The 12484-nt window shown below is 36.0% G+C and carries 16 protein-coding genes; all 16 read right to left on the bottom strand.

The window, feature by feature from the left end; translation table 11 throughout:
- Nucleotides 1-29: 29 nt before the first annotated feature.
- Nucleotides 30-461, bottom strand: a complete 432-nt coding sequence (gene fliL, locus ACN6MX_RS05410; RefSeq protein WP_419961634.1) for a flagellar basal body-associated protein FliL — start codon at nt 459-461, stop codon at nt 30-32.
- Nucleotides 451-672, bottom strand: coding sequence for a flagellar FlbD family protein (locus ACN6MX_RS05405; RefSeq protein WP_419961633.1), 222 nt, complete (start codon nt 670-672; stop codon nt 451-453). Before ACN6MX_RS05405 ends, fliL begins: the two co-directional genes overlap by 11 nt.
- Before the next feature lie 458 nt (nt 673-1130).
- Complete coding sequence (gene flgG, locus ACN6MX_RS05400; RefSeq protein ID WP_419961632.1) at nt 1131-1934, bottom strand: flagellar basal body rod protein FlgG; 804 nt, start codon at nt 1932-1934, stop codon at nt 1131-1133.
- Nucleotides 1935-2024: 90 nt separating this feature from the next.
- Nucleotides 2025-2405, bottom strand: coding sequence for a TIGR02530 family flagellar biosynthesis protein (locus ACN6MX_RS05395; RefSeq protein WP_419961631.1), 381 nt, complete (start codon nt 2403-2405; stop codon nt 2025-2027).
- Between the two features lie 15 nt (nt 2406-2420).
- Nucleotides 2421-3110 (bottom strand): flagellar hook assembly protein FlgD, encoded by a 690-nt coding sequence (gene flgD / locus ACN6MX_RS05390; protein WP_419961630.1) that lies wholly within the window; start codon nt 3108-3110, stop codon nt 2421-2423.
- A gap of 3 nt (nt 3111-3113) precedes the next feature.
- Nucleotides 3114-4322 (bottom strand): flagellar hook-length control protein FliK, encoded by a 1209-nt coding sequence (locus tag ACN6MX_RS05385; protein WP_419961629.1) that lies wholly within the window; start codon nt 4320-4322, stop codon nt 3114-3116.
- A gap of 34 nt (nt 4323-4356) precedes the next feature.
- The gene (locus tag ACN6MX_RS05380; protein WP_419961628.1) at nt 4357-4953 is read right to left on the bottom strand and encodes a MotE family protein; all 597 of its coding nucleotides are present in this window, start codon (nt 4951-4953) and stop codon (nt 4357-4359) included.
- Between the two features lie 8 nt (nt 4954-4961).
- Complete coding sequence (fliJ, locus tag ACN6MX_RS05375; protein ID WP_419961627.1) at nt 4962-5411, bottom strand: flagellar export protein FliJ; 450 nt, start codon at nt 5409-5411, stop codon at nt 4962-4964.
- Between the two features lies 1 nt (nt 5412).
- A complete protein-coding gene (gene fliI / locus ACN6MX_RS05370; protein ID WP_419961626.1) occupies nt 5413-6735 on the bottom strand; it encodes a flagellar protein export ATPase FliI in 1323 nt (440 codons plus the stop codon).
- Nucleotides 6736-6740: 5 nt separating this feature from the next.
- Nucleotides 6741-7520, bottom strand: a complete 780-nt coding sequence (gene fliH, locus ACN6MX_RS05365) for a flagellar assembly protein FliH (protein WP_419961625.1) — start codon at nt 7518-7520, stop codon at nt 6741-6743.
- Nucleotides 7504-8517 (bottom strand): flagellar motor switch protein FliG, encoded by a 1014-nt coding sequence (fliG, locus tag ACN6MX_RS05360; RefSeq protein WP_090562587.1) that lies wholly within the window; start codon nt 8515-8517, stop codon nt 7504-7506. Before fliG ends, fliH begins: the two co-directional genes overlap by 17 nt.
- A gap of 53 nt (nt 8518-8570) precedes the next feature.
- Nucleotides 8571-10160, bottom strand: coding sequence for a flagellar basal-body MS-ring/collar protein FliF (fliF, locus tag ACN6MX_RS05355; RefSeq protein ID WP_419961624.1), 1590 nt, complete (start codon nt 10158-10160; stop codon nt 8571-8573).
- Nucleotides 10161-10212: 52 nt separating this feature from the next.
- Complete coding sequence (gene fliE / locus ACN6MX_RS05350; RefSeq protein ID WP_419962560.1) at nt 10213-10518, bottom strand: flagellar hook-basal body complex protein FliE; 306 nt, start codon at nt 10516-10518, stop codon at nt 10213-10215.
- A gap of 20 nt (nt 10519-10538) precedes the next feature.
- Complete coding sequence (gene flgC / locus ACN6MX_RS05345; RefSeq protein WP_419961623.1) at nt 10539-11000, bottom strand: flagellar basal body rod protein FlgC; 462 nt, start codon at nt 10998-11000, stop codon at nt 10539-10541.
- A gap of 2 nt (nt 11001-11002) precedes the next feature.
- Nucleotides 11003-11395, bottom strand: coding sequence for a flagellar basal body rod protein FlgB (gene flgB, locus ACN6MX_RS05340; protein WP_419961622.1), 393 nt, complete (start codon nt 11393-11395; stop codon nt 11003-11005).
- A gap of 291 nt (nt 11396-11686) precedes the next feature.
- Nucleotides 11687-12466, bottom strand: coding sequence for a GTP-sensing pleiotropic transcriptional regulator CodY (codY, locus tag ACN6MX_RS05335; RefSeq protein ID WP_340773710.1), 780 nt, complete (start codon nt 12464-12466; stop codon nt 11687-11689).
- Between the last annotated feature and the right edge of the window lie 18 nt (nt 12467-12484).

Genomic DNA, 12484 nt, shown 5'->3' with positions numbered 1-12484 from the left:
CTGCCCACCTCCATTTTTAAAAAATTACTTTATTGAATAATATAAGAAGTTATATAAACTTGTTGAATTTCTCCACTATCCATTAGCTCACCAATTTTAGTTTTTAATGCCGATTCGAACATCGCCTTACCCTCTTTACCCTCTAACTCTTCAGGAGTCAATTCAGATAGTTCCGTAATGACAATATTATTTACTTGGAAATCCCGTTTAGTTAACTCTTCAGCAGCCTTTTTACTATCAGCCTGAACCTTTAAAGATATGCGGATAAATTTATTCGAAGCTAGATTAGTAGTTATTTCTGGTATATCTACAGAAGATTCGATAATTTCATCAATCGTAGGTTCATCACTTTCATCTGTCTTATTTAATTGCATAACTATGAGTAATGCTACTACTCCTACTAACGTAATCGAAACTAAAATAATAAGCATAATGGTTAATAGTTTATTTTTACTCTTCATCTTGTTCACCTCTTATATGGGGGTTCGATAATATATGTATTTCTTTGTAATACTGAGAAATTTTGAAGTGTACCTCTTCCCTAGATTCCAACGCTACATATTTATGACCATTTGTTAGTGTTATCGTCGTGTCTGGGAAAGACTCCACTGTCTCTATGTACAGAGCATTTAACGAAAACTCCTTACCGTTCAATCTTGTTAAAATAATCATATAAAAGGGCCGGGCTAAGAAAAGCGGAGGCGCCTATGTCAGCCCCGACAAGCGCTGGAAGAATTGCAATAAAGGCGTTCTTTGCCTTTATTCGCAAGTCTGAAGCGACTCGAGGGGCTAGGCGCTGGAGCTAGACAGATAATGAGTTATAAGTATAGCCTTTTTTATCTTTTCTTAGGAACGGCCCAACCCTCCCTTGCAAAAATTCATTTTTAATTGTTTGGCTCTGTTAAAAATACACTGTTGATTTCCGTTACAGGCGGACGCTTTCCGCGGGCACGACTTCAATCTCCTCGTCACTACGTTCCTGCGGGGCTTTCAGTTCGTGCTGTTCCCGCTGGAGTCGCCGCCTTTCACTCCAATCAACAAGATTGACTTTTTAAAAGATCAATAAAAAAATCTGATATTACATGAATATCTGCGTTTTTATTGAAACATATATTTATGAAATTGACTCATTATCGTTTTAAATTAATTAACTCTTCTAGAATTGAATCTGAAGTTGTTATGATACGAGTATTTGCTTGGAATCCACGTTGTGCAACGATCATGTCTGTGAACTCTTCAGATAAATCAACGTTGGACATTTCTAGAAAACCAGAGTTGATAGTCCCAAGACCTGAAGTTAAAGGGGCCCCTATAACAGGTTCACCTGAAGCAGGTGATTCTATAAAATAATTTGAACCACTCTTAGTTAACCCACCACTATTTGGAAATTTAGCTAATTCGATTTGCCCTTCTGTTTGAAGTACTCCGTCCACATCAACATAAGTTACTGTTCCATCTTGACCAATTGACATACTCTGTGCATCTGTCGGAATATTTAAAATTAATGAACCGACACCTATTAAATACTTTCCATCACCATTTACTAAGTCACCATTACTATCCATATAAAAATTACCTGCTCTTGTATAGGAAATATCAGTAGTAAGTTTATCAGAATCGGCTACTTGGAAGAAACCATCACCTGAAATAGCTAAATCCAAAGTATTTCCCGTAGATTGTAATGAACCACCTGTTTGAATTGTGTCGATAGAAGCTAATTGTGATCCTAAACCTACTTGTTTAGCATTCACTCCACCACGTGTACCAGTTGCTCCTGATGCCCCCGAAGTAGTCTGCGAGATAAGATCTTTAAAAATGGTACGTCCCTTTTTAAACCCATAAGTGTTTACATTGGAGATATTGTTACCTATTACGTCTAATTTCGTCTGGAAATTTTTCATTCCTGAAATACCTGAATACAATGAGCGAATCATTTAATTTTTCTCCCTTCAATTTGCGTGCTAGCTTCAATCAGTCGGCTGCACATAGCATCCTTTATAGGTCCTGCTATTTTTTTGTTAGTGTTAGTTTAGTACGATTGTACCGTCAATATTTGTGAATAATTGGTTTTTCGCTTCCGTGCGATTCATTGCAGTAATGACAGTGGAATTTTTTGCACTGACGATTAATGCTGCTTGATCCATCAATACAAGTGAGTCGTTCACACCTTTAGAGCGTGCTTCTGATACCTTTTCACTTACTATTTGCCATTCCGCATCAGAAATATAAATATTTCTTTCTTGTAAACGTTGGTTTGCATGTTTACTTACCTTTAATTCTGTTTTTGCAGATGCTTCCTGTAAATGCTGTAAGAAAGATTGTTTAGGTGAAGCCACCCCGCTTGATGCGATTGGTTGACGGATAGTTGTTTGCAGCGGAACACGTTTTATCGAAATGTTGTCCATTGCATTTCTCCGTTCTTATTTACTTATGGAAGTAATTTGATCTGCAGTAATGGATGTACCATCACTTAAGTTATACATGATATTTCCATCTTTTTTGCTAACTGATTCAACTGTTGCTGTAGTTTCAGTTGGTGTTTTAGCTTCCTCTTCAGTAGCTTCTGTTTCCGTTTTGACAGGAATATAGCTAACTGTTTTACCAATTAACATACTTGCTTCTACTAAGCTATTAGAATTAGAACTTGAGCCACTTGAAAGCACTTCTGATATATTTCCTGGGTTAATAACTTTACCATCTGCTAACGTGAATTCTACGTTTCCTCCCACAAACTTAATACCTATAATAGAACCAGTACCTTCGTTTGTAATGGGATTACCTTTATCATCTTTTTTGTCGGTTAGTTCATGCCATTTTACATCTTTACCTACAAAGTTACTAAATTCAATCATTTGACTTTGCTCTTGAACTGCAGCAAATTCTTGAAATGCAGTAGTTAAATTTGTCATTTGCTCTAATGAAGAGAATTGCGCCATCTGTGCAATAAATTGTGAGTCATCCATTGGTTTTGTTGGGTCTTGGTTTTGAAGCTGTGTCATTAGAATTTTTAAAAATGCATCTTTCCCTAACGTACTATTCCCAGTTGTAGTAGTTTTCTTGGCTTGGTTTGATAAATACATACTATCTGTAATTTTAGACATTTCAGCCATTGTTTAGGCCTCCATTTCCTCTAAATAATCATGAAATGTAAACGGTTCTTCCAACTCTTCACTACTATTTTCTTGATGTTGTTGCTGTTCTTGTTGTTTAAATGACTGTTGGAAGTTTTGGTTCTTCTCTTGTCTCGCTGATTCTTGCAAAGCTTGTGTAATTTCTAGCTTCTCCAATTGAATATTTTGTCCTGCAAAACTTTGCCTCAATTGACTCGAGTTAGAATCTAACATTTCTTTTCCTAATGCAGTTGATGCTAAAATTTTTGTTGTCAGCATACCATCTTTTTGAATCAACTCAATACGAATTGTGCCAAGTTGCTCAGGAAATAGTTTAAGGACTAGTCTATTTGCACCACCCGCTTGTCCAAACTGTACACGGTTCATCACTTTTTGCAATTCTTTTATGAATTCCTCTGATTGCGCCGCCTTTTCAGTTGGTAGTGTAATAGAAACTGATTCTACTTTTGTTTGAATCATCGTGGTAGTACTACCTTGCACATTTGATGTTATTTCTTTCGTTTCTGTAACTATCTCTGGTTGAACTGAGTGAGCCGTCTGTTTGACTACCATTTGAGTTTGAATAATCGGTTGTTTTAAGATTTGTGGTGACGAACGTATATCAATTGTAGGGATTTTTCCTACTGTTTCCTTCACATTTTCAAGCAACTGCTTTATATCAAATAGTGTGGATTCTTCTTTAATCGTTAAATCCGACTTGTTTCCGATTAACTGTACCGTTTTTAGCAGCTCCACAGCTTGTTTGGCATCAGTTGGATTGCTCGGTCCTTGTCCGTTAAGGGAAGAAGTGAGAGCATCTATAATTTTAGTAGCTTGTTCATTTATACCTGCAAGTAAATCCCAAACATTCGACTCAAATAGTTCTTCATTAAGTTCCGTATCATTCTCGGTACCTAATAATTTATCTAATAGCCCTTTTAATTCCTTATGATTAACGGTTAATTCCTCTGAACCTACTAGTGATTCAAGTTCCTCTAGAGAAGTTACATTAAGAATTGCTAGCAAATCCTGCAGTACATTTCCTTCAGCGTTCGCCTGTGGTGCAGCAGCTGGTTGTTGGATTTGTTGATTGGATAAAATCTGGCCAAATACAGTTCCAAACTTTTGACTGCTATTCGAGTTTTCTTGAAGTTTACTTGCTGTTTGAGTAGTAGCATTTACATTTGTGTTAACGGCCATTGCGATATTCACGGTTATTTTCACCTCCCTTCAATGGACAGTATTATTATTTCGTCATCAATTCTGTATACTTAGCGGCATCTTCTGGTGTCATTTTTTCATAGATGCTTGCTACTGTATCTGGTTTAAGACTTGTCAAAATGCGCAAGGCTTCTGCATCACTCATTTTTGTTATTACTGGAGCTGCTGTTTTTGGAGACATTTTTTCAAACGTAGAAACTATTTCTGCGTAATCTCGCTTGGCGCTCTCTTGATCCCTTGTTAAGGTTGCGATTTCATCTAATAATCGCTCTTGTTCTATTAAAAGAGCTTCCTTCTCCGTTGCAGAATTATCTAACTCTGCTTGTACTTTGTCAATTTGAGCTTCCTTTTCTTGAATTTCAGCTTGTAAGGAGACAACTCGTTCTTCTAATACATCCGTTTTTTTGTCTTCCGTTAAAACTTGTTCCTCACCAAAACCAGTTAACTCTTTCGCTTTTTCAAAAACGTTTATATTTGCTATTTGAGCAATTACTAATAAGACAAGCAAAGCAAATAAAAGAGGAATGATAAACCAATAAAAGAACATTTTTATTTTACTTATACCTTTTGTTTCACCATTTATTTGTTCAATGCCTTTATTTGTTTTGTTCCGTTTAGCCACGCTTCTACTCACCTAATCTCTTTGTTTTGAAACTTCAAAGAAGATATTTCATCTAATTGAATTGTTTCTAGTCTTTGTTGCTCTTGTTGAAACTGCTCTAAGCCTTTTTCTTTTATCTTTTCGAACTTCTTTACCTCTAATGATTTTTCGAGAAGTTTTTCTTCCATCCAATTCATTTTAGATCTTGCTTGGATAACTTCCTTTTGAACTATATCTATTCTTTTTTGAAGTCCGACAATATAGTTTGAATAATGATGGATATTGTCAATGGAAAGACCCGAAACAAGAAGATTATTTTGAGTGTCGACTGTATCTTCTTTTTTTTTCAACAAATTATAAAGTTCTGTTGCAACTTTTTCAAAAGCCGATACTGATTCTTTGTAAGCCAATTCTGTTTCCGACTTTTCTTGTTCACGAATCGTTAAAATCTTAGCAAATTTAAATTGATAAGCAACCATTCTATGAAACACCACCTGATAATTTCACTAATTCATCTACCGAGGAATCCAATGATACTTTATCCAAATATCCTTGTTTTAAAAATGATGTAATTAAAGGTTCATACTGTATAGCTTCGTCAATTTCACGAGATGTGCCACGCTTATATGCCCCGATATTGATCAAATCTTCTGATTTATTGTACGTGAAATATAAATCTCTCAATCTTTCCGCAGCTTTTACATGCTTTTCGTCTGAAATATGATTCATCAATCGACTAATGCTTTTCAATACATTAATTGCTGGAAACTGACCCTTGTTAGCTAGTGAACGGTCCAACACAATATGACCATCTAAAATACCACGAACAGTATCGGCAATTGGTTCATTCATGTCGTCGCCATCTACCAGTACTGTATAAAATGCTGTAATAGTACCAAATTCATTGGTACCTGTACGTTCAAGCAGCTTAGGTAAAATAGAAAAGACAGAAGGAGTATATCCTCTTGTAGCTGGAGGCTCTCCTACTGCAAGTCCCACCTCACGTTGCGCCATCGCTACACGAGTAACAGAGTCCATCATGAGCATAACGTTTAACCCTTTGTCACGGAAGTATTCTGCGATAGCTGTAGCTGTAAATGCGCCTTTGATGCGCATTAACGCAGGCTGGTCAGAAGTAGCTGCTACTACAATCGATTTTTCTAGTCCTTCTTTTCCCAAGTCTCTTTCGATGAATTCTCGTACTTCTCTGCCACGTTCTCCAATTAGTGCGATGACATTTAAATCTGCATTAGTATTTCTAGCAATCATTCCAAGTAAAGTACTTTTACCTACACCGGATCCTGCGAAAATACCTACCCTTTGTCCTTTTCCAACCGTTAGCATTCCATCAATAGCCTTTACACCAACTTCAATTTGCTCCTCTATAGGTGGTCTAGTCAAAGGATTAGGGGAATCTTTTTCGGTACCAACTGTCATCAAACCTTTTGGTAAAACAGATCCATCAATTGGATTACCCATCGAATCTAAAACTTTCCCTATTAATTCCGGACCAACCTTAATCTCTAATGGACTATTCGTCCCTTCGACTAAACAGCCTGTAGATATTTCTCTAATATTCGTATAAGGCATTAATACGACGATTTCTTCCTTAAAACCAACTACTTCAGCAAGAATAACGGAAGCTCCTGTTTTGGCTGAGTTTATATGGATTTTACAAACATCCCCAACTGAACTTTCAGGACCCTGTGATTCAATCATTAACCCAACAACTCGACTAACTCGACCATATTTTTTAAAGGTAGGTACATTCGAAATTTGTTGTATTAAATCTACTGCTTTCATCACATTCACTCCATACTATCTAGAATATCTACTAGCTTGCGTCGCAACTCCTGAACTTGCTCGTCAATACTGACGACGATTCTTCCATGATTGGTTTCTATATAACAATCTGTTTCATTCATCTCTTCATCAACAAAAACCATAAATGGTACATCTACTGGGAAAATAGAAGACAGTTCTTCTCTATTATTAGATACAAGTTCAAAATAAGTAGGAGAAACATATAGTTTAATCTCTTTCATTTCTCTTGCTTCTTTTAAACCTCTTTTAACAATTGATAAAAACAATTCCTCGTTCTCATCTAGCTTCGTTGCAATAATACGTTCTGCAGTTCGTATAGCTAGTTCTAAAATGACCTGTTCTTGTTGCTGTAAATAATTTGCAGCATTCTCATGAGCAGTTGTCATTGCATCATTAGCTAATTTTATTGAGTTTTGCATATCAGCTTGAGCTTTTAAACGGCCTTCTTCTAATCCTTGCATAAAGCCTTCGTCATATGCTTGTTGCTGATAAGATATCTTCTCTTCTTCCCACGTATTCAGCTGATTTTCGATATATTGTTTAGTCTCTTCGATATCTTTTGTTAATATGGATCGTTTCTCTGCTATCTCTTCATTTACTTCTTCCATCATTTTACTTCGTTCTAGAGTAAGAACATCTAAAGTCAACGGCTCATCTGTGTTCATCATTTCTTGAACATGTAAATTCCTTATGTGAATGGGCTTGGCATTTTCCTTTGTTTCATCCAAATATACATTTCGGAAAATTTTAGACAATGATGTCATCTCCTCCGCCACGAGCAATTATGATTTCGCCTGCATCTTCCAATCTTCTAATCACCGTTACAATTCTAGATTGAGCCTCTTCTACGTCACGTAGACGAACTGGTCCCATAATTTCCATTTCTTCTTTAAATGTTTCAGCCATACGCACGGACATATTGCGGAAAATAACATCTTTAACTTCTTCACTAGAAACCTTCATAGAAAGTAGTAAATCTTCGTTTTCACAGTCACGAATAACTCGTTGTATAGAACGATTATCAAGCGTAACAATATCTTCGAATACGAACATTCTTTTCTTGATCTCTTCTGCAAGCTCTGGATCTTGTATTTCTAAAGCATCCAATATTGTTTTTTCGGTTGTTCTATCAACACCATTTAACACTTCTACGACTGCATCGATACCGCCTGTCTCCGTGTAATCCTGGGTTACAGTCGAAGATAGCTTACGTTCTAGCACAGATTCAATTTCACTAATTACTTCTGGTGAAGTAGAATCCATTGTAGCTATTCTTTTTGCAATATCTGCTTGTACTTCCTGTGGTAATGACGAAAGAATTATTCCAGCTTGCTGTGCCTCTAAATAAGAAAGGATTAAAGCTATCGTTTGCGGATGTTCATTTTGAATAAAGTTAAACAGTTGAGCTGGCTCTGCACGTCTAGCAAAATCAAAAGGTCTCACTTGCAGTGAAGAAGTAAGTCGATTAATAATTGCTTGAGCATGATCAGTGCCTAATGCTTTTTCTAATACTGTTTTTGCATATCCAATACCACCCTGCGAAATATAGTCTTGTGCTAAAGCTATATTGTGAAATTCTTCTATTATATCTTCTTTAATTTCTGGCTCTACTTTTTTAACACCTGAAATTTCTAGAGTTAGTCGCTCAATTTCTTCTTCATTTAAATGTTTATAGATAGAAGCAGAAACTTCAGGTCCGAGAGAAATTAATAAGAGCGCGGCTTTTTGTTTTCCACTTAAATCTTTTTCTTTCTTATTCATAGCCGTCCCCCCAATCATCCGGAGGCTTTAACTTTATTCTAAAGAAAGTAAAGTTAATCCTCCGCTATCCAAGTACGTAATAACTTTGCAAATTCTTCTGGCTTGTCTTTCGCCATTTTTTCTAGTTGTTTTCTTCTTAAAGTTGATTCGGTTTCTTTTTCTGTGTTTATATCATCTATATTAAGCTCTTCTCGTTGCTCTTCTAGAATAATCATTTCTTCCTCATCGGTTTTTCTAGAGCGTAATAAGGATATGACTAGAAGTATTATTGCAACAAGTAAAATTCCACCGATTACATATACCCACCAAGGAATGGACGATTGCGTGCTTGCCACTGCCGCAGCTTTACCATTAAACGGTTGTACAGAAACGACTATTTTTTCCTGTAGTAATTGCTCTGTCAATTCTCCTCCTGCTTCTTCATCTATAGAAGTTCGGATAATTGTAGCGAGAATTTGTTCTATATCTTGTTCTACACCGTCTGGCATAGATGCGACATCCTCAGGATCTGGTGGTTCTACCATCACTTGAATACCTATATCTCTAATTTTATACGGACTTTCTACTATTTCTTTTCGAATACGATTTACTTCACTATTAATCGTGTCTTCAATTCGCTCATAATCACCATTTGAAGTGGAACCTTCTACATAGTTGGTAAAGTTATCAGTTGCATCCTCTGTTGCTGGAGTACCACCTGCTACAGGATTCTCACCAGTAAAAGTTTCAGAAATACGTTGCGCACTAATTTCAATTCCAGCCATATTTTCTTTATCAACTGGCTCTACTAAATTTTCTTCACGATTTTCTTGTTTAAAATCAATGTCTGTAGTTACAGAGACAACTACTTTATCTTGTCCCATTAAAGTACCTAACATTGTTTGTACCTGACGCTGTAAATCACGTTCAACTGTTTTCTTAATCGACATTTGATCACTTATATTCCCACCAGCTGTATTTGCATTTGCTTGGTCTAAGTCAAAATACTCTAAGTACTGATTTCTAATGCTAATATCTTCTGCTGCTAGATTAGGAATTGACTTGGATACTAAGTTATATAAGGACAAAATCTGTGAATCTGTGAATTTGTACCCAGCCTCTGTATTCAAAACTATCGCTGCACTTGCAGTTTCATTGTTTTGGGATAGAAAAACCCCTTCTTCAGGTAGTGTGATCATTACCTGAGCATCCTTTACCCCTTTTACACCTTTAATCAATTTCGCAAGCTCGGTTTGCATAGAAGCCAATTTCAACACATTAAACTCATTATCTGTCATACCAAATCCAGCATTTTGGGAAAAGAAGCTATAATCGATCATTCCTGACTCTGGAAATCCTTCCGCTGCCAGTTGTACTAATAGTGCATCCACTTGCTCTTCTGGCACTAAGATGGATGTCCCTCCAGGAGCAATTTCATTTGGCACTCCTTGTGCATCTAATGTTTCTTTAATACGTCCTATTTCAGATGGAGATACATCTGTATAAAGCGGAACAAAGTTAGTTTTATTCATCATAAAAGTAATAACGGTAGCTAGAATGATAATCCCTAACACACTACCGATCATTGTTCCCTTTTGCATTTTAGTGCGACTTTTCCAGAACTTGGTTACATCGCTCGTCATTTTTTTTATACGTTCATTCATTATTATCCTCCGGTTATGGTGAATATTTTTATTTAGCGATAACCGAGAGAGGTTACACTTGCATACGCATTATTTCTTGATACGCTTCTACTACCTTGTTTCTAATTTCTAAGGTCGCATTTAATGTAATACTTGCTTTTTGAGAAGCAATCATTACATCGTGTAACTCGATATCCCCACCATTTATTAACTTTTCGGTAGCTACATCGGACGCTTTTTGATTTTCATTAACCGATTGAATGGCAGTCTTTAAAAAATCACCAAAATCAGCTTGCGCTTCTGCAGGACTTAATTTCGAAGTTGTAGAAACTGGATTTATTTGTGTCGGATTAAATAACGAAACGGATTCTATTGGCAATTTCAACTATACCTTCTTTCTTATTTCCCTATTTCTAATGCCTTAGACAGCATGGCTTTATTTGCATTAAAAACTGTTACGTTCGCCTCATAAGACCGGGTAGCTGATATCAAATCAACCATTTCTCTTAAAGGGTCGACATTTGGCATTTCCACGTAGCCATCTTCATCTGCATCAATATGTGTCGGATCATATACTAATTTAAAAGGGGTTTCTGTATCTTCTTTTACATCACTTACTTTTACTCCATTTCCGACACTTCTATTGTCCGAAGAACCCATGGCCACATTTAAAAAGTTCGAAAAATTACCTTCTAATGGTTTTAATGTCACTGTCTTTCTTCTATATGCTTGCCACTCGCCATTCACTAGCTTTGCTCTTGTTGTATCTACATTCGACATATTGGAGGAAATTACGTCCATTCTAAGCCTTCCGGCAGTTAATGCTGATGCTGTTGTATTCATCCCATGAAATATGGACATAATTAACTACCTCCTCTAATAACAGTTTGTAATGTATTTAGCTTGCCGCTCATCCGATCAATTAGCGCATTATAGTAGATTTGATTGGTCGCTAGATTTGCTTGTTCCTTATCCATGTCTACACCGTTGCCATTGTGATTGTAGCTATAATTGGCATAATCGAACACACCTGATGTACTAGATTTTGTTTGAAAATCTATATGTCTTTCTTGCGTTCTATGTGCGGAAATAGTGGAGTGTTTAGCATTAGATAAATATTCACTAAAACTAACACTTTTTGTTTTATAGTTTGGAGTGTCGACATTTGCTATATTTTGCGCAATTGTCTTTTGTTTTGTCGCAGAGAAATCCAATCCTTGCTCTAAACTTGAAATTGCACCACCAAATATACTCATTTTTTCACCTCGCCAGAAAATAATTCGACAATTTTTTAATATTTATCTTTGAATTTCATAATAATTTAATTGTAATGAATATGTAACATTGTGTCTATTGAATTTTAAGTGAATTAATAGGTCTTTTTTCCTTTTTATTTGATAATAGTCGACATTTTGTGTCAAACCTGGTCAATTCGTTAATTTTTGCACATCCTACTAGTAAAAAGCAACTAATAACTTTTGCTATTTTTCTCCTAATACCAAAAAAAGTCTCTTCTACTTATAGTAGAAGAGACAGAATATTATTAATTATTTCATTTTAAGTTGAGCTAACTCTGCAAGAAACTTATCATTTAATACTTTGATATATGTTCCTTTCATCCCTAGTGATCTTGACTCAATTACACCAGCACTTTCTAGTTTACGAAGTGCGTTTACGATAACAGATCTTGTAATTCCTACGCGATCAGCAATTTTCGAAGCTACTAAAAGACCTTCACTGCCATCTAATTCTTCAAAGATATGTTCGATTGCTTCTAACTCACTGTAAGATAATGAATTGATAGCCATTTGAACAACGGCTTTGCTACGAGCTTCTTCTTCAATTTCTTCTGATTTTTCACGTAGAATTTCCATTCCAACAACTGTTGCACCATATTCACCAAGGATTAGATCATCGTCTTCAAACTCTTGTTTAAGACGCCCTAAGATTAATGTACCCAAACGTTCACCGCCACCAATGATTGGAACTATTGTTGTTAAACCATCTTTAAATAACTCACGGTTTTCTTCCGGGAACACAGAGTGCTCACTAAAGACGTCTAAATTTGAAGATGTTTCATCCACGTGGAAAAGATTTTTCGTATATTGTTCAGGGAATTGACGCTCTTCCATCATTTTAATCATACGTTCGTTTTCGATTTGTTGATGAACTTCAAATCCCAATAATTTCCCTTTTCTAGATACGATGAAGGCATTACTTTCGATTACTTCGCTTAATGTAGCAGCCATCTCCTTAAAGTTTACTGGCTTACCTGCAGAAGCTTGTAACATCGAGTTAATCTTTCTTGTTTTAGTTAATAAATTCATTAATAATATCCTCCATTT

The sequence above is a fragment of the Psychrobacillus sp. BM2 genome (assembly GCF_048572895.1).
Taxonomy (GTDB): Bacteria; Bacillota; Bacilli; order Bacillales_A; family Planococcaceae; genus Psychrobacillus.
Note: the sequence above shows the minus strand (reverse complement) of the source record. Positions and strands in the feature narration are given on the sequence as shown.

Coding starts and splice junctions, on each gene's coding strand:
- fliL (WP_419961634.1), bottom strand. CDS start 461: ATGAAGAGTAAAAATAAACTATTAACCATTATGCTTATTATTTTAGTT.
- ACN6MX_RS05405 (WP_419961633.1), bottom strand. CDS start 672: ATGATTATTTTAACAAGATTGAACGGTAAGGAGTTTTCGTTAAATGCT.
- flgG (WP_419961632.1), bottom strand. CDS start 1,934: ATGATTCGCTCATTGTATTCAGGTATTTCAGGAATGAAAAATTTCCAG.
- ACN6MX_RS05395 (WP_419961631.1), bottom strand. CDS start 2,405: ATGGACAACATTTCGATAAAACGTGTTCCGCTGCAAACAACTATCCGT.
- flgD (WP_419961630.1), bottom strand. CDS start 3,110: ATGGCTGAAATGTCTAAAATTACAGATAGTATGTATTTATCAAACCAA.
- fliJ (WP_419961627.1), bottom strand. CDS start 5,411: ATGGTTGCTTATCAATTTAAATTTGCTAAGATTTTAACGATTCGTGAA.
- fliI (WP_419961626.1), bottom strand. CDS start 6,735: ATGAAAGCAGTAGATTTAATACAACAAATTTCGAATGTACCTACCTTT.
- fliH (WP_419961625.1), bottom strand. CDS start 7,520: ATGACATCATTGTCTAAAATTTTCCGAAATGTATATTTGGATGAAACA.
- fliG (WP_090562587.1), bottom strand. CDS start 8,517: ATGAATAAGAAAGAAAAAGATTTAAGTGGAAAACAAAAAGCCGCGCTC.
- fliF (WP_419961624.1), bottom strand. CDS start 10,160: ATGAATGAACGTATAAAAAAAATGACGAGCGATGTAACCAAGTTCTGG.
- flgC (WP_419961623.1), bottom strand. CDS start 11,000: ATGTCCATATTTCATGGGATGAATACAACAGCATCAGCATTAACTGCC.
- flgB (WP_419961622.1), bottom strand. CDS start 11,395: ATGAGTATATTTGGTGGTGCAATTTCAAGTTTAGAGCAAGGATTGGAT.
- codY (WP_340773710.1), bottom strand. CDS start 12,466: ATGAATTTATTAACTAAAACAAGAAAGATTAACTCGATGTTACAAGCT.